The sequence below is a fragment of the Candidatus Pseudothioglobus singularis PS1 genome (assembly GCF_001281385.1).
Classification (GTDB): Bacteria; Pseudomonadota; Gammaproteobacteria; order PS1; family Pseudothioglobaceae; genus Pseudothioglobus; species Pseudothioglobus singularis.
Genome location: NZ_CP006911.1, coordinates 193,123 through 217,364 on the forward strand (window position 1 = coordinate 193,123; position 24,242 = coordinate 217,364).

The window sequence follows — 24,242 nt, forward strand, 5'->3', positions numbered from 1 at the left end:
ATTTTAGTTGAGTTTTCATTTACGAGCGAAGTTTTTCATTGTCGTTGTCGTATGCAGCATTCATAGAGACATGGCATTTTCGACTTCCTAAAGAGGTTTCTACTCTGAGAGTCTTTCCTTCAGAGCAGTGACTCGGATTGAGGTAGGCAAATGCGACACTATGGCTAACTCTATAGCCATAAGCTCCACTGGTAATGATTCCAGATAGTTCATCACCATCAAACACAGCCTCATTTCCAAAACACTCGGCTGGAATCTCATCATCAAAGATCAGATAGGCTAGCTGAGTTTCTACCCCTTTTGATTGGCGTTCTTTAATATTATCAGAGCCAATAAAATTACGACTCAGATCTAAGAACCTGTCCATTCCTGCTTCGAGCGCAGATATCTCTTCGGTAAACTCAGCGCCATATGCTCTATACATTTTCTCAAGTCTCATGCTGTTAAAAGCTTGACCACCAAAATCTCTTATCCCGAAAGGGGAGCCCATTTCAAATAAAGATTCATAGATGGAGATTAACTGCCAGCTTGGCATATGGAGCTCCCACCCCAGCTCTCCAGCATAAGAAACGCGCATTGCAAAAACGTCTGCTGAGTCGATTTTAATGGTTTTACAGCTTAGCCAAGAAAACCCAGTATTGCTAAGATCTTCCTGAGTACATTGGCTTAAAACATTTCTGGCTTCAGGGCCAGTCAATAAAAGTCCGCCCCATTCCTCAGTTAAGTTTTCAATCGTTACATCGAGTTCACCGACGTGCCATTCAAGCCACTGATAATCTTTGACTTCAGATCCAATGGCGCCCATTAATAGAAATTCTTCTTGACTAATACGACTAATCGTTTGCTCCGCCCTTATACCTCCATTCGGAGCATGAAAAAGTGTCAAACCAATTCTTCCATCCTTTGCAGGCAGTTTGTTGCAAGACAATTTGTCAAGAAAATCAAAGGCATCTTTACCAGTGATTCTAAATTTTGCTGTGCCACTAATGTCGGTAACGCCGCAAGAGTCTTGAACTGCTTTGCACTCCTCTTTGATGGCTTCATGTGCTTCAGTGTGAGCCCAGGATAAGGTTTCACCCCTGATCTCATCTGTTGCAAACCAAGATGGCTTTTCAAAGCCTGTATTGACTGTATGAATTGCACCTTTTTGGACTAAGACTGTGTGCAGAGGGCTCACCCTGATAGGCCTGCCATGTGGGCGATTATCATTGGGCGCCGCGTAGGCATACATGCGTTCATAGGACTCAATGGCTCTCGTTGTGCAGTAATTTTTATCTGCCCACGTGTCAAATCTTCGACTATCAAGAGAGGACATATTGAGCTCTGTTTGACCATGAACCATCCACTGCGCTAAATACTTTCCTATCCCGCCTTGAGCAATACCAATACTAGCACCACAAAGATTCCAAAAGTTTTTGAGACCTTTCGCGGGTCCAACAAGAAGATTATCATCAGGTGTGTGAGTAATGAGGCCATTGATCACTGTACTAATTCCTACCTCCTTGAAGAGAGGAAAAATATCCATGCATCTTTCCAGCCAAGGCATCAGTCTTTCTAAGTCTCCTTCAAAGAGCTCCCTGTCAAATGACCAGTCGACGCCTTCCAGAGCCCATGGCTTAGAGCCTCTGGTTTCGTAAGGACCAATTAAGAAGCCACTCCCTTCTTGCCTAATATAGGAGGCTGCAATTGAATCTCGAGTCACCGGAAGTTCTTTAGTGAGTGCGGCAATTTCTGGATGGCTATCAGTTATTAAGTACTGATGCTGAAGATTGACTAAAGGCACATATGATCCAACCATCGCTCCAACTTGAGGTGAAAAACAACCACCAGCATTGACGACGTGCTGGGCAATGATATTTCCTTGCTCTGTTATAACTTCGTATTCTCCAGAAGGAAGAATATTGATATCAGTAACCCTGTTAAAGTTGCTCACCTCTGCCCCAGCCTTTTTAGCCAGTTGAGCTAGTTGAGTGACAACTGTTGTGGGATCTACATGACCATCATTTGGGGTGTATAAGATGTTTCTCGCACTGCTAAAATCCATCATTGGATTGATGATTGATGCTTCTTCTTTTGAAACAAAATGCATTTCACAGCCAATATGGTTTGCGCGACTGATTATATTATTAAACCACTGCTCCTCAACCTCAGTATGACCCACTCGTAGGGATCCTGTTTTATGGAATGATGAAGGGAGCCCTGTTTTTTCAGGCAGAATTTCATCATACAACTTGATGGTGTACTCATGAATATTAGAGAGCGTATGGTTTCCGTTAAAGTTTGGACATAAACCGGCAGCGTGCCAGGTAGAGCCACTTGTGAGTTCACCTTTTTCAATTAAAACAACATCTGTCCATCCCTCTAGACCTAGGTGATACATTAGGTTAACTCCTAATGACCCACCACCAATGATTACAACTTGTGCATGTGACTTCATATTAATGACCTTTTCTATAGAGGCTTGCGACCAATCTCTTTTCTAGTTAATTTAATATTGAACTTGTCGCGTATTTTTTTATCCACAGCATCACTGACATGACCTGGAAAATATTCTGACAATATTTCTTTTTTTTGCTGAATTGCTTTTTCTAAAATAATGGGTTTTCCCATATCTGCCCAATCATTTGGGCTGTCTCTATCGCTGAGCTCGGGGTAGATGTATTCACTTTGCATAACATCAATAGTTTGATCTGAGCCAAGATAGTGAGCTTTGTCATTCAAACAAACATCTTTAATAGTTTCAAAGCAAAGCGACTCTTCACTGTCGTCACTAAATCCTTTGGTCATTCTCATAGAGGCGCCCAGTAAATCATTGTCTAAAAGCAAACTTTCTGGACATGTTCCAAGGAGGCTCGCATACATACCTGCAGATTCATAAACAATATTCGCACCAGCGATTGCAGTCACTGCATGCGTTGAAGCCCTCTCAGAACCGGCCTGAAAGTCAGGAAATTTTGAGTCTGTCATTCCTGCTGGCGTTCCCGTTGGCAGATTAAAGTGATTGCCCATTTGCGCGCATGCAGCAGAAATTAATCCTTGCTCTGGAGAGCCGCCACACATTGAGCCAGTTCTTAGATCGGAGACAAACGGCCAAGTACCTAAAATAGCTGGAGCGCCCGGCTTAATTGCATTCACATAAACGAGTCCTCCGAGGCATTCAGCCCAGGCTTGAGATACTACTCCTGGAAGTAATGGCGGCGCTGTAGCACCAGCCTGGCCAGCAGACAGAAGTAATATTGGCATACCACCCTCAACTCCAACGCGGACACATTCTAATGACTCTTCTGCAAATTTCATTGGCGGTACTACGTGACAGTTGCTCATGCTTACAAAGGGTCTCTCCCTCCATTTCTCTTCACTTCCAGCAATAATATGAAGCATTTCGAGGGCATCAGTCACATGCTTAGATTCAGTAAAACTAACGCCAGCGTGTTTTTCAGTTCCCATTGCTACGCAGTAGACTGAGTTTTGATCCATCTCACGAGGACTGGCAATATCCCTAAGAACGCAGGTACGCTGAAACATATGAATATGCTCACATTGGTCAGCTATCCTTGCCATATCATACAAGTCTTGACTTTCAGATTCTCTGTATTCGTTATTTTCAGGATCTGCAATGAGTACGGCTGCGCCAGCAGTTGAAAAATGAACTCTTGAGCCGCTCAGATCAAGGTCATGTTTTGGTGATTGGCCAAAAAGAGTTAGGTTTCTTTGTGATAGATTGATCGCCTTATCAACAATCTCTCTTGACATTCTCAATCTGCCATCATCACCTAAAGTGGCGCCAAACTCGACACACTTTTCTATGCAGTGGGGTGTTGCATCTCCAAACCCAATCTCCTCAAGAATGCGATAAATGTTGGCTTCGATTGCTGTAACTTGCTTTTCACTAAGTGGCTTGTATCTGCCGCCTATTTCTCCAGCTTTGACCGGTTTTTCTTCTTCTGTTAGAGGCGCATTTCTTAATGCGATCCTGGCTTCTCTTCCACCCGATTTTCTTCTAGACATAACTGAAACATGAGTTTGTAATATGACATCATTTTGATACGAAATTTAACTACTGTCAATTGTTTTTTTAACAGTTATTTTCTAGAGAAAAACTTTAGCAAAATTTAGAGAGATATGGATTAAAAATTAAACGTCTTTCCCGCTCTCAAAATTGAACTGAGCACCTTTTCTAATGCCAGATGGCCATCTCGAGGTAATCGTTTTAAGTTGCGTGTAAAACCTTACGCCTTCCATCCCATGAATGGATGAACCGCCAAAAAGGGATCTCTTCCAGCCGCCAAAACTATGCATTGCAACAGGAACTGGGATGGGTATGTTAACGCCAACCATGCCTACTTTGACATTCGTTGTAAAGTGACGAGCCGTATCACCATCTCTTGTAAATATCGCTGTGCCGTTACCATACTCATGGTCATTGACTAGCTTAAGTGCTTCATCATAAGTTGATACTCTTACAACAGAGAGAACTGGGCCAAAGATTTCATCAGTGTAGATTGACATGTCAGAGGTGACATGATCAAAAAGACACCCTCCAACAAAGAAGCCATCTCTTTCAGTCTCAGACCTGCCATCAACCTTAAGATCTGCACCAGCATTTATTCCAGCATCAATATAGGAGACAATTTTTTCCTGACTTTCTTTAGAGACCACTGGACCCATCTCAACACCAGGCTCATTGTAAGAGCCAATTTTTAGTGACTTAACTTTAGGTGTAAGTGACTCAATAAGGGTGTCTGCTGTCTCATCACCAACAGCAACAACGACAGAAATCGCCATACACCTCTCACCTGCAGAGCCATAGGCTGCCCCGATGATTGCGTCACTACTTTGATCTAAATCAGCATCGGGCATCACTATCATGTGATTTTTAGCGCCGCATAATGCCTGAACGCGTTTATTATTTTTTGATCCTTCTTGATAGATATACTCGCCCACACCGGTAGAGCCAACAAAGCTCACTGCTCTGACTTGAGGGTTGGTTAGGATCTCATCGACTGCTTCTTTATCGCCAACGATTGTATTTAATACGCCATTAGGTAGTCCTGCTTCATGCATCAGTTCGGTCAGTCTTAACCCACATGACGGGACTTTCTCTGAGAGCTTTAATACGAACGTGTTGCCGCAAGCAATCGCTACTGGGTACATCCACATCGGCACCATCGCAGGGAAGTTAAACGGAACAATACCCGCACAGACCCCAAGCGCTTGACGCAGATTATGGCTATCAATGCCTCTGGAGACATCCGCACTAAAGTCAGACTTTAGGTGATTGTTAATTGCCGTGCAGTACTCCACAATCTCAAGACCTCTTCCCACTTCACCTTGTGCATCTGCAAATGTTTTTCCGTGTTCCTGTGAAACTAATTCTGCAAGCTCATCGGTGTGCTTAATAATAAGCTCGCGATAGGTAAACATGATTTGAGCCCGTTTAGAGGGAGGAACTTGACTCCATTCTTCAAAGGCATCACTGGCTACTTGAATGGCCTTGGCAGTATCTTTTGCGCTAGCAGCTTCAATGGTTTTTGTGACTTTGCCAGTGGCAGGATTAAAAACACTTAGTGTTCGACCTGATGATCCTGAAACTTTTTCTCCATTAATGAAATGTTTTAAAAGATGATTAGACATAATATTGATTATTAATTATTTGAGCACACTATACCAAGAACTTGATTTATTTTGATATTAATTCACTTGCAGGAAGTCTTTTAAAGGGCTTTTTATAAAACTAGAAAACAAATAAGATTATAACATATGTTCTATTTTTTAAATAATAGAAAACATATATATCTCTTCATGTATACTAAATTTATTGAAGTTTTTAAAACCCTTCAATATTGGGATCAATTTTGATCTCAAAAAAACTTATAGAAAGGAGATACAAAATTATGTTGAAAATTAATAAATATGTCTCAAGTCTATTTCTTTCAGTTTTTGTTCTTTTTGGAACGACTGTAGGAAGTACGGCTGCGATGGCAGATGGAGAAAAGTTTGTATTAATTAGCCATGCACCAGACTCTGATTCATGGTGGAATACAATTAAAAATGCAATTGGAATTGCCGGTGAACAAATGGGAGTCGATGTTGATTACCGTAACCCAACTACAGGAGATCTTGCTGATATGGCTCGTATCGTTGAGCAAGCTGCTGCAAGTAACCCTGACGGCATTATTGTTACGATTGCTGATTATGACGTCCTAAAAGGACCAATTACTTCAGCTATAGCAAAAGGAATCCCAGTTGTAACAATTAACTCTGGTACTCGTGAGCAATCTGAAATGCTAGGTGCTTTAGCACACATTGGTCAGCCTGAGTATGATGCTGGTTTTGGTGCTGGTAAGAGAGCAAAAGCTGCTGGAGTAACTAAGTTTTTATGTGTAAATCACTTCTTCACAAACCCGGTATCAGTTGATCGTTGCCAGGGATATGCAGATGCACTTGGTGTAGATCTAGGCGATCAAATGATTGATTCAGGCCAAGATCCAACTGAAATTAAAAACAAGGTCATGGCTCATCTTAGATCACACCCTGATACAGATGCAATTCTTACTTTAGGTCCAACTTCTGCTCATCCAACGCTTTCAGCTCTTGATGATATGGGGCGTTCGGGAGATATGTACTTTGGAACTTTTGATCTGTCAGGTGAAATTGCCGCTGCTGTTAAATCAGGCGTTATTTCTTTCGCGATTGATCAACAGCCGTACCTCCAAGGTTACCTTCCAGTTGTTTTCTTGACTAACATGTCAAGATATGGAGTATGGCCTTCTGGTGCAATTAACTCTGGTCCTGGATTTATCACTAAGAGTAACATTAGCTTAGTTGAAAAATATGCAGGCGTTTACCGTTAATAGTTAATTTAGTTTATTAACGTGCTACCCATCATAATTTCAAAATGGTGGGTAGCATTTTTTTTATCTTCATCAGATTTAAAATTCAATTTAATTCTTTTAGATTAATCAATAGGATCTAATCATGTCTACAACTGAAAAAAAAATTTCATCATTGCGTTCCAAATTTAGTGTCGCATTACTTCGTCCTGACTTAGGAGCCATTGTTGGCGTTGTATTAGTTTTTCTATTCTTCTTTTTAGTAGCACGAGATACTGGCATGTTCTCATTAGAGGGTTCTATGAATTGGGGAATCGTGTCTTCACAGTTTATTATTATTGCTGTTGGCGCTTGCCTTCTCATGATAGCTGGAGAATTTGATCTATCAGTTGGATCAATGATCGGTTTTGCCGGAATTGTTATAGCAGTGACCTCAGTAGTTTGGGGTTGGCCAGTATGGCTCAGTATCATTACAGCGTTCGTTGTTTCGATGGCTATAGGCGCATTAATTGGCTACATTACAGTCAAAACAAATTTACCTTCTTTTATTGTGAGTCTTGCATTTTTATATATCCTGCGAGGCATGACAATCTTTATTGCAATCATAAGTACGAAAAAAACCATTATTGGTGGAGTTACAGAGGTAGCTGAAAATGACTGGTTAGCGCCAATTTTTGGTGGCGAGATATTTACAGGCGTATTTGACTGGCTTGCTGAGCAAGGCATCATTCAAACCTTTGTCGCTGGTACAAAGGCTGGTCAGCCAGTTGTATCAGGCATCCCAATGATGATGGTTTGGGCTATAGGACTCGTTATTTTTGCACATTTTTTATTAACAAAGACGCGTTTTGGTAACTGGATCTATGCCTCAGGCGGTGATGCGCAAGCTGCTCGTCACATCGGAGTTCCAGTTAATAGAGTTAAAATATTGATGTTTGTTTTTACTGCCTTTTGTGCGACTGTATTTGCAACTACTCAGGTAATTGAGTTTGGTTCAGCTTCAGCGGATAGAGGAATTCTTAAAGAGTTTGAGGCGATCATTTCAGTTGTTATAGGTGGCGCTTTATTAACGGGTGGTTACGGCTCAGTTATTGGAGCTGCTCTAGGTGCAGTTATATTTGGAGTGGTTCAACAAGGCTTATTCTTTATTGGAGTAGAGAGTTCTTTGTTTAGAGTGTTCTTAGGCGTTCTTCTATTGTTAGCAGTGATCCTTAATACACATGTTCGTAAATTAATTACAGGAGCAAAATGATGAGTGACTTACCGTTAATGGAACTTAAAGATATCCATAAGAGCTTCGGAAATGTAGATGCTCTTAAAGGTGTTTCAATCTCTATTAAAGCTGGAGAATGTCATTGTTTGCTGGGTGATAACGGAGCAGGTAAATCGACATTTATTAAAATCATGTCTGGTGTGCATCAGCCAACAAGTGGACAGATAAGTATTAATGGACAAGATACTGAAATAAATAACCCTCGCGAAGCAATTGATGTTGGAATTGCTACAGTTTATCAAGACTTAGCCTTAATTCCTTTGATGTCAGTGTCTCGTAATTTTTGGCTCGGAAGAGAATTGACAAAAAAAGTGGGCCCAATCACTGTCATGGATTTTGAGAAATGCAACTCAATTTTGATGACTGAAATGGACAAAATGGGAATTCAATTGCGTGATCCCACTCAATCAATTGGGACTCTGTCTGGTGGCGAAAGGCAAACGGTTGCTATCGCCCGTGCTGTGCTGTTTGGCGCCAAAATACTGATACTTGATGAGCCAACTTCAGCACTGGGAGTTTATCAAACCTCAAATGTGCTAAAAACTATTGAAAGGGTTCGAGAAAAAGGTGTTGCAGTAATCTTTATTTCTCATAATGTTTCCCATGCTTTAGCAGTGGGGGATAAGTTTACGGTTTTATCTCGAGGTGAGACGCTAGGTACTGCGAAAGCAGGTGAAATTGATTTCCAAGAATTACAAGCCATGATGTCTGGTAATAAAGAATTATCAGTATTAAAAAAATAGAGGTTAATTATGAAAATATGTCTAATCGGCGCAGGTCGCATAGGAGCAGTTCATGCTATCGCGATAGCCAGTGACGAAAATGCTAATCTCCACTCTGTTGTCGATTTTCATCAAGAGTCCGCTGAGAAGCTTGCGAATAAATACAATGCCATCACTCTTTCAATGGATGAGGCATTTGAAAACAATGAAATAGACGCCTTTATTATTGCTAGTAGTACCTCTACTCATGCCGATCTTATTGAAAAATGTGCCAAGGTAGGTAAACCAGTTTTTTGTGAAAAGCCTATAGATTTGAGCCTTGATAGGGCACTATCATGCGCTAAGGCAGTTGAAGAGAGTGGCATCGTATGTATGCTAGGGTTTAATAGACGTTTTGATCCTCATATGGCAAGTTTGAAAAGCCAAGTTGATGCAAATGCAATTGGTTCAGTTCAGTCTTTAGTGATAACCTCTCATGACCCTGAGCCACCTTCGATGGAGTATATCGCAGGTTCTGGCGGTTTATTTCTCGACATGATGATTCACGATTTTGACATGGCTTGTTGGATTTTAGATGATTCACCCAGCAGTATTTATGTTGCAGCAAATGCTGTAAATGATGCTATTGCAGGCCAGGGTGATGTGGATACAGCAAGTGTAATCATGAATATGAAAAAGGGTGCAATTGTTACGATTATGAATGGTAGACAGGCTTCCTTTGGATATGATCAAAGAGTTGAAGCTTTTGGTGAGACAGGCATGTTACAAGTAAAAAATGCCCTTGAGGATAACGTTGTTTTAAGTAATTCATCTGGAATTAGGCAGGCTAAAAACCAACACTTTTTTTTAGAAAGGTATGGAAAAGCGTTCCACAACGAACTTGTGCATTTTATGGATTCTTTTCAGTCAGGCGTTCAACCAAGTGTGAACATTTCAGATGGAGTTCTTGCTCTAAAAATTGCAGAAGCCGCCAAAGAGTCACTGCTAAGTGGAAATTCAATTAACTTATAAACTTAAATAAATGCCACCAGAAAATATTAATGATTTGAATAGCTTGCTTCAAGAAAGTTATCCAGAACTAAGCAAAAAAATGAAGTTAATTGCTTTTTATATCATTGACCAGCCCCAAAACCTTGCCATAAATACGTTAGCAGTTATTGCATCAGAGATTGGCGTTTATCCTTCAACTTTAGTTCGTTTTGCTAAACACTTTGGTTTTAGCGGTTTTGCTGAATTACAGGATCTATTTAAAGTCAAAATCTCACAATCTGCCATCAATTATCGGCAACGTATTACTGATGTTAAGAAAGTCACTGAGAACAATGTTGTGCCCGACAGCTCAAATATATTTAATGAAATCACTAGGCGAAATATTGCTGCGACTGAGCTGCTTTCTGAAAATATTGATAGAGAAGTAATTGAGGAATCGGTTCAAGCTTTATGTAATGCTAATGAAGTGATTCTTTGCGGAACAAACAGAGCTCAGCCTGTAGCCAATTATTTTTACTACATGTTAAATAATCTTGGAATTAGGTGCCGTATTGCAAATAATACCAATGAAGTTGAGAACTTATCAAGCTGGCTTGATGATAAAACAGTATTTATTGCTATTACCTATAATCCCTACAATAATCTAACAACTGAAGCTGTTAAGGAAGCAAAGCAAGCTAATGCAAAGGTAATTTTGCTTACAGATACAGAACTCAATCCAATAGCTCATTTGGCAGATTTTTTATTTAGTATTCATGAGGCTGAAATCCATACTTTCAGGTCACTAGGCGCAACGATGTGTCTCGTTCAGGCTATATGTATTTCTATTGGATACCATCAACAAGGAAACTAAATGTCATTATTAAGTCGACCAAAACATATTAAAGATAGTTGTTATCAAAAAATTACACCAAAATCAGCAAATTGGGATTATGTTGGTTTTGAGGCTCATGACCTAAATGAGATGGAGATTCTTGATTGGAAGGATCAGAAAAATGAATCATGCTTGGTCATTCTGTCTGGACTGGCAAACATCATTGTTGATGATGAAGAGTTCTTGAACATTGGCGAGAGAATGAGCGTTTTTGATGACTTAAACCCTCATGCTATATATGTTCCTAACAACAAACAAATTAAAGTCACCGCTTTAACTAAATTGGAATTAGCAATAGCAGTTGCACCTGGATTTGGTAATTTTCCAGCTCGACATATTAAGCCTGATGACATGGATAGTGAGGTTCGTGGTGAGGGAAGCAACACTAGATTTATATGTAACATACTTCCTGAGAAAGAAAAGGCTGACAGTCTTCTTGTTGTTGAGGTCAAAACCCCTTCAGGAAATTGGTCAAGCTATCCACCTCACAAACATGATTCAGATAACATTCCAGTCGAAACATATCTAGAAGAAACATACTATCATCGGATTAACCCACCCCAAGGGTTTGCTTTCCAGAGGGTTTATACAGATGACCTTTCAATTGATGAAACGATGGCAGTTGAAGATAAGTGTGTTGTTCTTGTTCCAAAAGGCTACCATCCAGTTGGGGTTCCTCATGGATATGATTCATATTATTTGAATGTCATGGCAGGTCCTAAAAGACAATGGATTTTTAAAAACCATCCTGATCATGAATGGATGCTAAATAAATAATGAAATCAATTGACATTATTTGTTTAGGGAGAGCTGCTGTTGATTTTTACGGTCAACAGATTGGATCCTCATTAGAAAATATGGGGAGTTTTGCCAAATATCTGGGCGGCTCTTCTGCAAACATTGCTTATGGCTGCTCTAAACTGGGCTTAAGTTCAGCAATGCTTACTCGAGTGGGTAATGAGCATATGGGTCGTTTTGTGCGCAACGAACTTGAAAGTGTTGGCGTAGATACGTCCCATGTCATTACAGATAGAGAGCGATTAACTGGATTAGTTGTCCTTGGCATTCAAGACAAAGAAACTTTCCCACTAATTTTCTATCGTAAAGACTGTGCTGATATGGCTATCAGTGAAGATGACTTTACAAAAGAGTTTATTGCGAGCAGTAGAGCATTACTCATTACAGGAACTCACTTTTCATCTGATAAAACTTATAAAACAAGCATGAAAGCAATCGAGTATGCAAAAGAATCTGATACCCAGGTCATTGTTGATATTGATTATCGACCTGTTCTTTGGGGGCTTACTGAATTGGGAGATGGAGAGTCTCGATTTGTTGCGAGTAATGATGTCAGTCTCCATTTACAAACGATTCTTCCATATTGTGATGTGATTGTTGGAACTGAAGAAGAGATTCACATTGCTGGAGGTAGTGAAGATACCATTGCTGCATTGAGCAAGATACGTGAGCTTAGTAATTCAATTATTGTTCTTAAACTTGGCCCATTGGGATGTACTGTTATAACTAGTGACATTCCAAATAGCATCAATGATTTCAATGTTGTCAAAGGGAACCCTGTCGATATTCTTAATGTTTTGGGTGCGGGTGATGCATTCATGTCAGGCTTTTTACGAGGATATCTTCGAGGTGAGAGTCTCGAAAAGAGTGCTAATTATGCTAACGCGTCTGGCGCATTAGTTGTGTCACGTCACGGCTGCGCTCCAGCAATTCCTGGAGAAAATGAGTTACTTTACTACATTGAAAATGCAGCCAATATTCCAGACCCAACATCAGACATAACCTTAAATCATCTCCACAGAGTGAGTTTTAGAAGCAAAGAAGAGCAAGAAATTTTTGGATTTGCTTTTGATCATCGAAAACAACTTGCTGATCTTGCAGAAATTTATGGAGAGGGTTTAAGCAGAATTACAGAACTTAAAAAACTATTTATTAGATCAGTTGAAAACACTATAGAAAAATTAAATATTCCAGAAAAAAATATTGGTGTATTAATTGACGATACTTATGGTGAAGATGCCCTGAATTCAATTGCTGAAAAAGCATGGTGGATTGGAAGACCTGTAGAGCTGCCAGGATCACGACCTTTAAAGTTTGAAGGCCAGCAGTCTATTGGCTCAAAGTTGCAGTCATGGCCTCTATCACACGTTGTTAAGTGCTTATTTTATTACCACCCAGATGACTCAGATGAGCTCAAAATTAAGCAAGAACAAAAAGTTAAAGAGCTCTATTTTGCTTGTATTCAAAGTGGACATCAATTGTTACTTGAGGTTATTCCTCCTTCAGAATACGAAATGGATGAAGAAATAATTCCAACTGTTTTAAAGCAATTTTATGACCTAGAAATTAAGCCTGACTGGTGGAAATTGCCAGCTCTTAAGGATAAATCTTGGGTTCAGGTAAGTGATGTTATAAATTCATATGATTCTCATTGCCAAGGTGTATTATTATTAGGTCTCTCTGCGCCAATCGATACTGTTAGAGAATCATTTAGTGTGGCGGCAAAATATAATATTTGTAAGGGCTTTACAGTGGGCCGAACTATTTTTTATGAGCCAGCTAAGCTTTGGATGCAACATAAAATAAGTGATCAAGAGTTAGTTGATTTTGTTTCAACTAATTACAATGAATTGATTCAATCTTGGAAAAAATATAAAGAGGAAATATAAAAATGAAAACTATTAGACTAACAATGACTCAGGCTATAGTTAAATACTTATCGTCCCAATTTATTGAAACAGAGGAAGGTATTCAGCCAATATTTGCCGGTGTGTTTGCTATTTTTGGGCATGGAAATGTAGCAGGAATTGGGCAAGCCCTTAATGAATGTCAAGACAAGCTGCCAACATATCGAGGACATAGTGAGCAAGGTATGGTCCATTCTGCAATTGCCTATGCTAAGGCTAATAACCGTCAAAGAATGATGGCGTGTACAAGCTCAATCGGCCCTGGGGCAACTAACATGGTTACAGCAGCTGCACTCGCTCACGTTAATCGATTGCCTGTTTTACTTTTGCCAGGAGATTACTTTGCAAGTAGAACGCCAGACCCTGTCCTTCAGCAGTTAGAAGATTTTTCTGACCCCACAGTAAGCGTGAATGACTGTTTTAGGCCAGTCAGCAGATACTTTGACCGAATCATGAGGCCTGAGCAAATAATTAACAGCCTACCTGTTGCAATTCAAACATTACTAGATCCTGAAAATTGTGGCCCAGTTACACTCTCATTGCCTCAAGATGTTCAGGCAGAAGCGTTTGACTATCCTGAAGCTTTTTTCAAAAAGCGAACACATAAGATTCGCAAGATAAAAGTTGATGATGATGAGTTAAATCGTGCAGTTGACATTTTAAAAAACTCAAAAAAGCCTCTAATCATTGCTGGTGGTGGAGTTCATTATGCTAAAGCTTGTGATGTGCTCAAAGCATTTTCTAAAAAATATCAAATTCCAGTTGCAGAGACATCTGCAGGGAAAGGCGCAGTGACATGGGACCACCCAGGTTATGTTGGTGCAATTGGTGTGACTGGATCAAGTGCAGCTAATAATTTAGCAAGAGAAGCCGATACGGTCTTAGCTATAGGCACAAGACTCAATGATTTTATATCGGGTTCAAGGGCGTTATTTTCTGATAAAACACTTATACAACTTAATGTTGCTAGATTTGATACGATCAAGCACAATGCTTTTTCTTTGTGGGGGGATGCAAAGTTAGGAATCAGTAATTTAGATGAATGTCTTAATGAATGGAAGGTGTCTGACAACTGGTTTAAAGAAGCAGAAGCAGAAGCCTCAAATTGGAATAACTATTATGATGACATTACAGCAATTAATAGCTCTTCCGCTGCCGAGGGCAGTTTACCAACAGATGCACAAGTACTTGGCGAAGTTAAGCGAAATGGTGAAGCAAGTGACATTGTGGTTTGTGCGGCTGGGAGTTTGCCTGGAGAGCTTCACAAGCTTTGGAGAACTGAACAAACTGGAGGGTACCACTCTGAATACGGATTTTCCTGTATGGGGTATGAGATAGCTGGAGGACTGGGCGTAAAAATGGCAGAGCCAGATCGTGAAGTCATTGTACTTGTGGGTGATGGATCATATTTAATGCTTAATTCAGAGCTAGCAACCAGCATCATGTTGGGCCACAAAATTATTGCTGTCATCCTTGATAATAGAGGTTTTTCATGTATCAATCGACTGCAAAATGCAACTGGAAATACCTCATTTAATAATTTATTGAAGGATTGTAAGAGTATCGATGATGGGCATCCAGAAATTAATTTTGCAATGCATGCACAGTCTCTCGGAGCAAACTCAGAGCATGTTGAAAATATTGATGAATTAGCTGCTGCACTTAATCGCGCTAGATCATCAACTAAATCTTATGTTATTAGTTTGGTTACTGACTCTCATAAAATTAGTCCTGAGGGCGGATGTTGGTGGGAAGTAGCTGTACCTGAGGTATCTTCAAATGAAAAAAGTGAACAAATTCTTAGTTCATATAAGGAATCTAAAACAAAACAGCCATACTAGAAATGAAAGAAGAAGTAGTAAAAACAAATCAACAAGTTTACTTCAGTCAATCTGATATCGATTATGATGATTTAGCTAAAATCTGTTCTCAAAAAACTCTTCAAGAGGATTATCCCTTTGCTGATTCAGTTTCAAATAATGTTGTTATTTATGATGCAAATTACCTTGAGACATTTATTGGCGATTCAGAAAATGAATTAAGATTAAAAACAGAGCTGCATCAGGTTTTGGAAGGAGGCCCTGGGGTTTTTGTTATTCGAAATCTTTATAGGCATGATGCAATTGACCAGAGTAATAATATCTTTGAAAAAATCGTTGAAAGCGAAGGTAATACTAGTAATGATCATTTTGCCTCTGGAACAAATACAAGAATCTGGAATGCCTTTCAAAAAGTTGCTTTAGAGGATCCTAACGCATTTATTAGTTATTATTCAAACAACCTCTTAAAGTTAGTTGCAGAATCCTGGTGTGGGCCAAATTCTCAAATGACTGCTCAAGTTAACATTGTAAGGCCTGGTGGTGAAATGCAAAAACCACATCGTGATTATCATTTAGGCTTTCAAGAAAACCAAATTGTTGAACTCTTTCCTATTTCAGCTCATCGCCTTTCAAATTACTTAACTCTTCAAGGCGGGGTCGCTCATACTGATATGCCATTAGCGTCCGGACCAACCATGGTTTTGCCATATTCACAGCAATATGAACTGGGCTACCTTGCCTGGAGAGATAATGCATGTACTGACTTTTTTAATGACAATGCAGTTCAAAATCAAATGAATAAAGGCGACGGCATTTTTTTTAATCCTGCTTTATTACATGGAGCAGGGTCAAACACTACAAAAGACTTTCATAGAATTGGTAACCTTTTGCAAATTTCATCGCCTTTTGGAAAGACTATGGAGAGAATAGATTATTTAAAAATCATTAACCGAATTTATCCTTTATTGCTGGAGCATTCAATTAATAAAACTCTTTCAGAAAAACTAATTGAGAATGTCCTTGTGTGTGCAACAGACGGTTATGCGTTCCCTACAAATCTTGATAATGATAAAAATTCAAATTCTAAGTTGCAGGGAATGACTATGTTTGAACTAACTAAGCAATCACTTCTAGATTTGGTTAATCTAGAAAACTTTAGCTTAAAGCTTTTGGAGCATCAAAAAATTAGATTTACTAATTAAACAATATTAACAATAATTTGGAGAATTAAGATGAGTGTAAAACTTGGTGTTAGTCCGATTTCATGGACTAACGATGATATGCCTGAACTGGGTAAAGATACTACCGTAGAGCATTGCCTTAAAGAAGGAAAGCAAGCTGGTTTTAGTGGATTTGAATTAGGAGGAAAATGGCCTAAGGACTCAGCAATATTAACACCGTTATTTGATAAATATGACATGGACGTAGTTTCTAGTTGGTTTTGTGGAGGCTTATTAGCGGACTCTTTAGAAGGTGAAATAGAGAGAATAACCCCACATATGAATCTTCTTAAAGATATGGGGACCGAGGTAATTGTTTATTGTGAAATGGACTCTTGTGTTCATGGAGATATTAGTTCGCCGCTTTCAAAACGCCCTGTCCTTGATAATGAACAATGGGAAGAGTGGACTGATAAGTTGAGTCAGTTGGCTAAATATACGTTGTCACATGGATTGAAGCTTGCTTATCATCATCATATGGGAACAGTAGTTCAAGTCGAGGAAGAAGTAGACAAGTTAATGGCTATGACGACCCATGATCTTGGATTGGTATTTGATACTGGTCATTTAATTTATGCAGGCGCTGACCCTTTAGAGGTTTATAAAAAACATAGTGGAAGGGTTATGCATATTCACTGCAAAGATGTTCGAAGTGAGATATTAAATCGTTCACTAGAAACTGACTCAAGTTTTTTAAATTCAGTTTTGAATGGGGTATATACAGTCCCTGGCGATGGTGATTTTAATTTTCCTGAGCTATTTAAAATGGTGAGTGATAACAATTTTAATGGATGGGTGGTTGTAGAGGCTGAACAAGACCCAGCAAAAGCACATCCACTAACCTATGTCACAATGGGCTATGAAAATATTAAAAGTTATTGTGATAAATTTGGAATTCAAATAGAGGAAAAAGAATGAAAACTATTGGTGTAGGAGTTATTGGTACCGCTTTTATGGGCAAAGCCCATTCTATTGCTTATGCAGCTGCAGGAAGTGTTTTTGGAGATGCCTTAAGACCTAGACTAGAGATTATTTGTGATTACAATCCTGAAAGAGCCGAAGTAATGAGAACTGAAATGGGTTTCTCTCGGTGCACTAGTAATTGGATGGATGTTGTGAATGACCCTGAAGTACAGTTGATTTCAGTCTGTGTTCCCAATTCGCTTCATAAAGAAATTTCTGTGGCTGCACTCAAGCTTGGTAAGCATGTTTGGTGTGAAAAACCAATGTCTACTAATTTAGCTGATTCTGAAGCTATGTTGGCTGCTGCTCAAGCCAGTAAGGCTCAAACTATTCTAGGCTACAACTATACTCAAAACCCTGCAGTTCAAAGTGCTAGAGAGCTTATTGAAGAAGGAGCTATAGGCCGAGTAATTGGATTTCATGGGATATATGATGTTGATAATGAGGCTGATCCAGATCGCCCTCATTCTTGGCGCATGAATAGAGAAGCCTCTGGTTCTGGTGCAAATGCTGACGTTATGTGTCATTTGGTTAGTATGGCTCATTATATGACTGGTAGCTCAATAACTAGGCTAGTGGGAGATTACGATACTGTTCACAAAGAGCGAACTGATCCTCAAAATCCAAGCCAAACATTACCTGTTGATAATGATGATGTTTGTACTGCATTGGCTCACTTTGAGAGTGGCATTAAAGGAACTTTGAGAGTAAGCAGAGTGGCCTGGGGAAGAAAGTGCGGATTAAGTTGGGAAATACATGGGTCACAGGGGATGATCTGTCATGATCAAGAGCGTTTGAATGAAATTAAGCTTTACACTAGAAGCGATGATCCGAGGCAAGAAGGCTTCAAAACGATTTTGAGTGGCCCTGCTCAGCCACCTTATGATGCTTTTTTACCGAATGCAGGACACAGTCTAGGCTTTATCGATGTCAAGGTATGTGAACTTAAACATTTACTAGACTCAATTGAAACTGGCAAGCCAGTATGGCCAAACTTTGAAGATGGTTTAAAAATTGAAAGAGTGATGGATGCAATAGACCGCTCCGCAATGACTGGACAGTGGCTTGATGTCTAAATCCAAACCGCTCAATATGCACTACTCAGAAAAACGATACTATGATGCGCTAGTGGTAGGGCGAGCTGGGCTTGATCTTTATCCTCAGCCTGCAGGAAGCAAGACTCGAGATGCAGAATACTTTGCAAGTGATGTAGGTGGGTCTGGAGCAAATATAGCTATTGCTATGAGGCGTGTAGGAGGGAAAGTGGGACTTATTTCAGCGATATCTGATGATCCTGTTGGAGAGTTTGTTAGAAAGAGGCTTGATTTGGAAGGTGTCGAACTTCAGTTTATGCAAACTACCTTTGGGGATGAGCGAACTAGTTTGGCAATTGCTGAAGTGCGTCAAGAGGACTGCGAAGTAGTAATATATCGTAATAACCCTGCAGACCTCAGAGTCGTCTTTGATGACAATATATCACTTGCCATTGATCAGAGCAGTAATCTAGTTGTAACTGGTACGAGCTTGATTGAGGCTGATTCACGAAAACAAACTTTAAAAATGATGGCGCATGCGTATAAAAATAAATGCAAAGTTTGGTTAGATTTAGATTATCGAAAATGGAATTGGCCAGATCAAGAAACGACGCGTTTGGTTTATCAAGAGGCTGCACTGCTTGCAAATGTATTGGTTGGCAATGAAGAAGAATTTAAAATTCTTCAAGAAGATATTAATTTACAAATCAGCCAGAGTGGCTCAAAAAATCAACTCATGATTCTTAAACGAGGCAAGGATGGCTGCAGTCTTTTTTTTGGTGAAGATCGACTTGATACAGGAATTTATAGCTTACCAGCTCTTAAACCCTATGGTTCAGGTGATGCCTTTCTGGGCAATGTCATAATGAATTATATGTCTTCTGAGGACTGGCAATTGGCAATAGAAGCTGGAAGTGCTGCTGCAGCTTTAGTAGTGTCAAAACAAGGATGCTCAAGTGCAATGCCAAAAATAGAAGAAATTGAACTATTACAAAAAAACACAACCATTAAACCAAAAACAATTTGGAGTTAAATATGCATATCCCCCATCATAACAACAACAACAAGGCAATCGTAGACTGCAATAATGAAATAGTGCCTCTATGCTATTTCAATATTGTAAAGCTGAGTGTTGGAGAATCTTTCACTTATCAGCTCTCTGATTATGAGACGTGTATTGTTCCTGCAACAGGAAGTGTTGATGTACAAGTTCAAGGTCAAACTTTTAAAGCAGTTGGAAAACGAAACCATATTTGGGAAGCTGACCCTGAAGGTGTCTATGTTCCAGTCGGTTGTGAAGCTAAATTAGTCTGCATCAGTGATGAGGTTGAAGTTTTTATTTCAGGCGCTAAGCATGATCAAACTCATGATGCTTTTGTCATTAGGCAAAAAGATATTGACAAAGTTCAGTATGGATCTGATGACACTAAAACCCATCGTAAAATCAAACATATATTAGGAAAAGATCCAGCTGGAAAGGTTGGAAAGTTATTAGTAAGTGAATTATTCACTGTTGGAGAAGGAGGCTGGTCTGGCTTTCCACCTCATAAACATGAGACAGATATGCTGCCAGATGAGAGTCGGCATAATGAAGTTTATAACTTTAGATTTAATCCTTCAAATGGTTTTGGTGCTCAATTTTTAACGCCTGATGGAGAGGATTTTGGGCCTATCTATCACGTACGAGACGGGTCTACATTTTTCTTTGACAAGGGTTATCATCCCTGCGTTGCGGCACCTGGCTTTGAAATGTATTACTTTACTATTCTAGCTGGTGAGACTCAAAGGCCGTTACATATGAACTATCAAAAAGAATATGCTTATCAGCTTGAAACCATTCCTGGCATGCAAGACATGCTTAATAAATTTAAATAATGATTTCAAATCTTAAAGATATTCTTTTACCAGCCAGTAACCAAGGTTACGCAGTCGCATGCTTTAATGTTTTTGGCTTTGAGGACTCAAAGGCAGTTGTAGATGCTGCTGAAGCTAGAAATGCATCTGTCATTCTTTCAATCAATCTTGATATGCGTCAGTTTATGTCTATGGAGCAAATTATTGGAATGCTAAGACCTATGGCTGAGAGCTCAAAAGCGCCCGTTTGTATTCACCTTGATCATACGTATGAAGTTGAGGTGGTGAAGCAAGCAATAGATGCCGGGTTTACCTCAGTAATGTTTGATGGCTCTCAATTACCAATTGCTGAAAATATCGCTCATATACGTGATGTGGTTTCTTATGCCTATCCAAAAGGTGTATCGGTTGAGGCTGAGGTAGGTTCTGTTCCATATGCATCAGGAAGAGATCATATCAAGTCAGCATTAACTGAGGTTTCAGATGCTTTAGCTATGGAACAACAGGGCAGTCCTGATGCACTGGCAATTTCAATTGGCAATGTCCATCGCCTAGAGAGCGGATCTGTAGAAATTGATATGAAGCGTTTTAATGAACTTGAAAAGGTACTAAGCATTCCCTTAGTTATTCATGGAACAAGTGGTTTAGATGATAAAGATATTAAAATATTATCAAAGCGTCACGTCACTAAATTTAATGTTGGAACAGTTTTGAGAAAAAGTTTTGGAAGTTCATTAAGAGCTACACTGAACTCTAATCCGGAGCTATTTGATAGAATCACAATCATGCAACAAGTGATTCCCGATTTAAAAGATACAGCAACAAAGGTTATTGATCTGCTTGGCCAATAAAACCAGGATTAATCATCTCCTACTTAGACATTGCTTTTGAAAGACTTCTAATGACTTCTTCTGTCTCTTGCCAATCAATGCATCCATCAGTGACTGATACGCCATATTGCATGTCATCTTTATTATCTAATATTTTTTGTTTGCCCGAGAATAAGTTGCTTTCAAGCATTACACCAAAAATTGATTTATTACCTAAAAGTATTTGACTTTTAATGTCTTCAATAACTCTACCTTGATTTCTATAGTCTTGATTTGAGTTATCATGAGAGCAGTCAATCATGATTCTTTCAGCTAAACCGTTTTCTTTGAGAAGTTTTTCACAATTTTTGACAGCTTCTCCATCATAATTAGGCTTGGCTCCGCCTCTAAGGATTATATGAGAAGACTTATTTCCTTTAGCTTTAAATGTTGATATCTGGCCTTGATCATTAATCCCTAGAAAACTTTGTTTTGAAGAGCAGGCTTTAATGGCATTAATAGCCATAGTTAAATTTCCATCGGTACCATTTTTAAAACCAACTGGCATCGAGAGTCCACTTGACATTTCTCGATGCGTTTGTGATTCAGTTGTTCTTGCCCCAATCGCACACCATGAAATCAAGTCAGCTAAGTACTGAGGTGTGATCGGGTTAAGTGCCTCAGTCCCAGTGGGAATATTTTTTTCTGCAAGCCATGCTAAAAGCTCACGCCCCTGGCGAAGACCCTTTTCTACATCTAGCGAGTTGTCCATATCTGGGTCACTAATTAAGCCCTTCCAGCCAACAGTCGTTCTTGGCTTTTCAAAATAAACTCTCATAACGATGAAAATTGATTTTTCAACCTCTCTTTGAAGGGTCAGTAATTTTAGAGCATACTCTTTGGCAGCATTAATATCATGAATTGAACATGGCCCAACAATTACAATTAATCTGTCATCATTTCCTAAAAAAATGTCTTCAACAGTATTTCGACTCGATAAAATGTTCTCTTTGCCTTGCTCGCTGACAGAGATTTGTTGTCTCAACTCAATCGGTGAGGTAATAACCGTTTCGGTTTCAATATTTTTATTGTGAATTTGATTAGTCATGTAAGTCTATTTTATTACTGTGACCAGAGATTTAAACATAAATCTAAAGTTTGTTTTATAAAGTTTGTGCTACCTATGAAGTTATTAATTAAAAAATTGCTGTTATTTTCACTTATTTTTCTTGTTGGTTGTAGTTCAACGACTTTTGTGTATAACCGGATTGATTTTTTATTACCTTGGTATCTTGAAAGTTATGTGGACCTTAACCGAGAGCAAAAACAAGATTTAAAGGAGTTATTAATTCCATTTTTTAAATGGCATAGGGAGGAAGAATTACCAAGTTATGTAGCTATTATTGAGGACTTAGAGTTGACTCTTGATTCTTCATTGGCGTTTGAGAGTATCTCTGAAATAACTAATGATGTTGAAGAATCTTGGTTCAGACTGGAAGATAGAATGCTTTTGTGGGCAATACCTATGACGAGAGATCTGTCTGAAAAACAAATAGATGGGTTTATTCAAACTATGGAAACTAAAACCGAGCAGCGGGAAAATGAATACTTAAGTCGTAATTTGCTAACCTATCAGAATGATAACTATAAGCGTTTAAGAAAAAACTTAAGGCGCTTTATGGGGGGGCTCAATAAAGATCAGCTTGACCTGATTGCGACCGCAAGTAAAAAAATGATTAGAGTAGATAGCCAATGGATTGATAACCGAAAGGCTCTCATTGAAAAACTTAAGGTCATTCTTAAGAGAGGTGATGGCTGGGAACTGGCTCTTGAAAATATAACTCACAGGGACGATTTAGTAGCTCAGAATTATCGTAAAACTTATGCGCACAACATTTCAGTAAACCAAAACCTTCTTATTGAAATATTAAATTCACGCACTGATAAACAAGATCTGAAACTACGCACGCAACTTTCAAGATATAAAACTGATATTAATAATTTGATTAAGCAATAATAGATTACCAGCGTCTTTTCATTCTCCCTCTAAAGATATCTGATCCCCAGTTAAGAAGAAGCCCAAGGAGGGCTGCGCCTGCAAGCCATAGATAAGGAAGGCTACCATTAGATTTGAATATTATTGCTCTATAAGCGCTTCCAATTGAATCAAAAGGAATCCAGGTCCCAATGAGCTCTAACCACTCTGGCGCTGCGCTCAAAGGAATCATAGTTCCACTCAGCACTGATTGATAAAAGACAATTGGAAGAATTAAAACCATCGCGGAAAGTCCGATAATAGTAAAAATTCCAAGGAAAAGCCAACTCAAACAGACACTAATCAGCCAAGGCGCTAGCCAAAGCATGATGAATGACCCCCATTGCAGAGTAGAAGTTGTCACAACGATTGCTAAAACCAAGCTGGAAGCTCCCATTGTCATTATTGGAATAACAGTTCTTACATAGGCTCTATTCAGAAGAGTCATTTGATTAGTGGCAAGAAAAAGCAGAACGGATCCAACCATCGCAGTCAGCCAGGTCACAAAATTCATGACAAAGGGCGACGGCATAGAGGCAAGGCTTTGAGCTTTATACAAAGTTTCATTTTCAATCATGATCGGAATCTCAAGGCTGGACTGCTCATTTTTAATTTTTGATAAACGAAGGTTTGAAACAAAAGTAGAGAGTCCCATCTGGAACATTGATGGGAGCTGCTTCGCAATCTGAGTTTCAGAGACAGTTAAGTGTTCTGTACTGATAACTTTGACAGCTATGCTGCGATCACTTAATGCTAGTTCTGAAAAATTTTCTGGAAAAATAATGACTGAAGAAATACTACCTTTAGACAGTGCTTCTTTCGCCTCATCCGCAGTCTTAAATAAACCCACTCTGAAGGGTAATGATCTAGACAATGATTTTATTGCCTGAGTTGAAATTCGAGGAATCGTTATACTTGTATCTAGGTTTACTATCCCGAGTTTAAAGTTCGATGCAATTTTTTCGGGATCGTTCGGAGCTGTCAGATTGAATAAAGAAAAGATTAATGAGATAAGGATTGGGACAATAACCGCTGCCCTAAATAATTTGCTACGACGAAAATCATTAAGTGAGGAGGGCATTAAACTGAACCAAAATAAATTAAACAATA

Annotated in this window: 20 protein-coding genes; 15 read left to right on the forward strand and 5 right to left on the reverse strand. The window is 39.2% G+C overall.

The features are described from left to right. Positions 1-19: 19 nt before the first annotated feature. The 3 genes from W908_RS00950 to W908_RS00960 all read right to left on the reverse strand — a co-directional run bounded on the left by W908_RS00950 (position 20) and on the right by W908_RS00960 (position 5,634). Positions 20-2,437, reverse strand: a complete 2,418-nt coding sequence (locus W908_RS00950; RefSeq protein ID WP_053819584.1) for a GcvT family protein — start codon at positions 2,435-2,437, stop codon at positions 20-22. 14 nt (positions 2,438-2,451) lie between these two features. Then, positions 2,452-4,008 carry a trimethylamine methyltransferase family protein gene (locus W908_RS00955; protein ID WP_020028622.1) on the reverse strand — a complete coding sequence of 519 codons (1,557 nt, stop codon included), beginning with the start codon at positions 4,006-4,008 and terminating at the stop codon, positions 2,452-2,454. A gap of 126 nt (positions 4,009-4,134) precedes the next feature. After that, positions 4,135-5,634, reverse strand: a complete 1,500-nt coding sequence (locus W908_RS00960) for a CoA-acylating methylmalonate-semialdehyde dehydrogenase (RefSeq protein WP_053819585.1) — start codon at positions 5,632-5,634, stop codon at positions 4,135-4,137. A 260-nt stretch (positions 5,635-5,894) separates the two neighbouring features. On the opposite strand from W908_RS00960, the gene W908_RS00965 reads away from it, so the two are divergent. The 14 genes from W908_RS00965 (at position 5,895) to W908_RS01030 (ending at position 21,139) form a co-directional block, all read left to right on the forward strand. Next, complete coding sequence (locus W908_RS00965; RefSeq protein ID WP_197503580.1) at positions 5,895-6,854, forward strand: sugar ABC transporter substrate-binding protein; 960 nt, start codon at positions 5,895-5,897, stop codon at positions 6,852-6,854. Positions 6,855-6,978: 124 nt separating this feature from the next. Continuing rightward, entirely contained in the window at positions 6,979-8,085 is a 1,107-nt protein-coding gene (locus tag W908_RS00970) for an ABC transporter permease (protein WP_053819586.1), read from the forward strand. Then, positions 8,085-8,849 (forward strand): ATP-binding cassette domain-containing protein, encoded by a 765-nt coding sequence (locus W908_RS00975; protein WP_053819587.1) that lies wholly within the window; start codon positions 8,085-8,087, stop codon positions 8,847-8,849. The genes W908_RS00970 and W908_RS00975 overlap by 1 nt, the downstream gene beginning before the upstream one ends. A gap of 9 nt (positions 8,850-8,858) precedes the next feature. Then, positions 8,859-9,839 (forward strand): inositol 2-dehydrogenase, encoded by a 981-nt coding sequence (iolG, locus tag W908_RS00980; protein WP_053819588.1) that lies wholly within the window; start codon positions 8,859-8,861, stop codon positions 9,837-9,839. Positions 9,840-9,849: 10 nt separating this feature from the next. Then, on the forward strand, positions 9,850-10,671 hold the full coding sequence (locus W908_RS00985) for a MurR/RpiR family transcriptional regulator (protein ID WP_053819589.1): 822 nt from the start codon (positions 9,850-9,852) through the stop codon (positions 10,669-10,671). Then, the gene (iolB, locus tag W908_RS00990) at positions 10,672-11,469 is read left to right on the forward strand and encodes a 5-deoxy-glucuronate isomerase (protein WP_053819590.1); all 798 of its coding nucleotides are present in this window, start codon (positions 10,672-10,674) and stop codon (positions 11,467-11,469) included. Next, positions 11,469-13,379, forward strand: coding sequence for a bifunctional 5-dehydro-2-deoxygluconokinase/5-dehydro-2-deoxyphosphogluconate aldolase (locus W908_RS00995; protein WP_053819591.1), 1,911 nt, complete (start codon positions 11,469-11,471; stop codon positions 13,377-13,379). The genes iolB and W908_RS00995 overlap by 1 nt, the downstream gene beginning before the upstream one ends. Positions 13,380-13,381: 2 nt before the next feature. Then, positions 13,382-15,238, forward strand: coding sequence for a 3D-(3,5/4)-trihydroxycyclohexane-1,2-dione acylhydrolase (decyclizing) (gene iolD, locus W908_RS01000; protein WP_053819592.1), 1,857 nt, complete (start codon positions 13,382-13,384; stop codon positions 15,236-15,238). Positions 15,239-15,240: 2 nt separating this feature from the next. Further along, on the forward strand, positions 15,241-16,419 hold the full coding sequence (locus W908_RS01005) for a phytanoyl-CoA dioxygenase family protein (RefSeq protein WP_053819593.1): 1,179 nt from the start codon (positions 15,241-15,243) through the stop codon (positions 16,417-16,419). Between the two features lie 30 nt (positions 16,420-16,449). Continuing rightward, positions 16,450-17,355 (forward strand): myo-inosose-2 dehydratase, encoded by a 906-nt coding sequence (iolE, locus tag W908_RS01010; RefSeq protein WP_053819594.1) that lies wholly within the window; start codon positions 16,450-16,452, stop codon positions 17,353-17,355. Beyond that, on the forward strand, positions 17,352-18,476 hold the full coding sequence (locus W908_RS01015; protein WP_053819595.1) for a Gfo/Idh/MocA family protein: 1,125 nt from the start codon (positions 17,352-17,354) through the stop codon (positions 18,474-18,476). The genes iolE and W908_RS01015 overlap by 4 nt, the downstream gene beginning before the upstream one ends. Then, positions 18,469-19,467, forward strand: a complete 999-nt coding sequence (locus W908_RS01020; RefSeq protein WP_053819596.1) for a PfkB family carbohydrate kinase — start codon at positions 18,469-18,471, stop codon at positions 19,465-19,467. Before W908_RS01015 ends, W908_RS01020 begins: the two co-directional genes overlap by 8 nt. A gap of 2 nt (positions 19,468-19,469) precedes the next feature. Beyond that, on the forward strand, positions 19,470-20,309 hold the full coding sequence (locus tag W908_RS01025; protein ID WP_053819597.1) for a 5-deoxy-glucuronate isomerase: 840 nt from the start codon (positions 19,470-19,472) through the stop codon (positions 20,307-20,309). Further along, entirely contained in the window at positions 20,309-21,139 is an 831-nt protein-coding gene (locus W908_RS01030) for a class II fructose-bisphosphate aldolase (protein ID WP_053819598.1), read from the forward strand. The genes W908_RS01025 and W908_RS01030 overlap by 1 nt, the downstream gene beginning before the upstream one ends. 19 nt (positions 21,140-21,158) lie before the next feature. Here W908_RS01030 and W908_RS01035 read toward each other — a convergent pair whose 3' ends face one another. Next, on the reverse strand, positions 21,159-22,205 hold the full coding sequence (locus W908_RS01035; protein ID WP_053819599.1) for a 3-deoxy-7-phosphoheptulonate synthase: 1,047 nt from the start codon (positions 22,203-22,205) through the stop codon (positions 21,159-21,161). 75 nt (positions 22,206-22,280) lie between these two features. Here W908_RS01035 and W908_RS01040 point away from each other — a divergent pair, with 75 nt between their 5' ends. Continuing rightward, positions 22,281-23,114, forward strand: a complete 834-nt coding sequence (locus tag W908_RS01040; protein WP_053820768.1) for a DUF6279 family lipoprotein — start codon at positions 22,281-22,283, stop codon at positions 23,112-23,114. 4 nt (positions 23,115-23,118) lie between these two features. Here W908_RS01040 and W908_RS01045 read toward each other — a convergent pair whose 3' ends face one another. Continuing rightward, positions 23,119-24,213 (reverse strand): YhgE/Pip domain-containing protein, encoded by a 1,095-nt coding sequence (locus W908_RS01045; RefSeq protein ID WP_053819600.1) that lies wholly within the window; start codon positions 24,211-24,213, stop codon positions 23,119-23,121. Positions 24,214-24,242 lie beyond the last annotated feature (29 nt).

What these genes read in the sequence shown, in the direction of transcription:
- W908_RS00950 (WP_053819584.1), bottom strand. Translation starts at nt 2,437, where the DNA reads ATGAAGTCACATGCACAAGTTGTAATCATTGGTGGTGGGTCATTAGGA.
- W908_RS00955 (WP_020028622.1), bottom strand. Translation starts at nt 4,008, where the DNA reads ATGTCTAGAAGAAAATCGGGTGGAAGAGAAGCCAGGATCGCATTAAGA.
- W908_RS00960 (WP_053819585.1), bottom strand. Translation starts at nt 5,634, where the DNA reads ATGTCTAATCATCTTTTAAAACATTTCATTAATGGAGAAAAAGTTTCA.
- W908_RS00965 (WP_197503580.1), top strand. Translation starts at nt 5,895, where the DNA reads ATGTTGAAAATTAATAAATATGTCTCAAGTCTATTTCTTTCAGTTTTT.
- W908_RS00970 (WP_053819586.1), top strand. Translation starts at nt 6,979, where the DNA reads ATGTCTACAACTGAAAAAAAAATTTCATCATTGCGTTCCAAATTTAGT.
- W908_RS00975 (WP_053819587.1), top strand. Translation starts at nt 8,085, where the DNA reads ATGAGTGACTTACCGTTAATGGAACTTAAAGATATCCATAAGAGCTTC.
- iolG (WP_053819588.1), top strand. Translation starts at nt 8,859, where the DNA reads ATGAAAATATGTCTAATCGGCGCAGGTCGCATAGGAGCAGTTCATGCT.
- W908_RS00985 (WP_053819589.1), top strand. Translation starts at nt 9,850, where the DNA reads ATGCCACCAGAAAATATTAATGATTTGAATAGCTTGCTTCAAGAAAGT.
- iolB (WP_053819590.1), top strand. Translation starts at nt 10,672, where the DNA reads ATGTCATTATTAAGTCGACCAAAACATATTAAAGATAGTTGTTATCAA.
- W908_RS00995 (WP_053819591.1), top strand. Translation starts at nt 11,469, where the DNA reads ATGAAATCAATTGACATTATTTGTTTAGGGAGAGCTGCTGTTGATTTT.
- iolD (WP_053819592.1), top strand. Translation starts at nt 13,382, where the DNA reads ATGAAAACTATTAGACTAACAATGACTCAGGCTATAGTTAAATACTTA.
- W908_RS01005 (WP_053819593.1), top strand. Translation starts at nt 15,241, where the DNA reads ATGAAAGAAGAAGTAGTAAAAACAAATCAACAAGTTTACTTCAGTCAA.
- iolE (WP_053819594.1), top strand. Translation starts at nt 16,450, where the DNA reads ATGAGTGTAAAACTTGGTGTTAGTCCGATTTCATGGACTAACGATGAT.
- W908_RS01015 (WP_053819595.1), top strand. Translation starts at nt 17,352, where the DNA reads ATGAAAACTATTGGTGTAGGAGTTATTGGTACCGCTTTTATGGGCAAA.
- W908_RS01020 (WP_053819596.1), top strand. Translation starts at nt 18,469, where the DNA reads ATGTCTAAATCCAAACCGCTCAATATGCACTACTCAGAAAAACGATAC.
- W908_RS01025 (WP_053819597.1), top strand. Translation starts at nt 19,470, where the DNA reads ATGCATATCCCCCATCATAACAACAACAACAAGGCAATCGTAGACTGC.
- W908_RS01030 (WP_053819598.1), top strand. Translation starts at nt 20,309, where the DNA reads ATGATTTCAAATCTTAAAGATATTCTTTTACCAGCCAGTAACCAAGGT.
- W908_RS01035 (WP_053819599.1), bottom strand. Translation starts at nt 22,205, where the DNA reads ATGACTAATCAAATTCACAATAAAAATATTGAAACCGAAACGGTTATT.
- W908_RS01040 (WP_053820768.1), top strand. Translation starts at nt 22,281, where the DNA reads ATGAAGTTATTAATTAAAAAATTGCTGTTATTTTCACTTATTTTTCTT.
- W908_RS01045 (WP_053819600.1), bottom strand. Translation starts at nt 24,213, where the DNA reads ATGCCCTCCTCACTTAATGATTTTCGTCGTAGCAAATTATTTAGGGCA.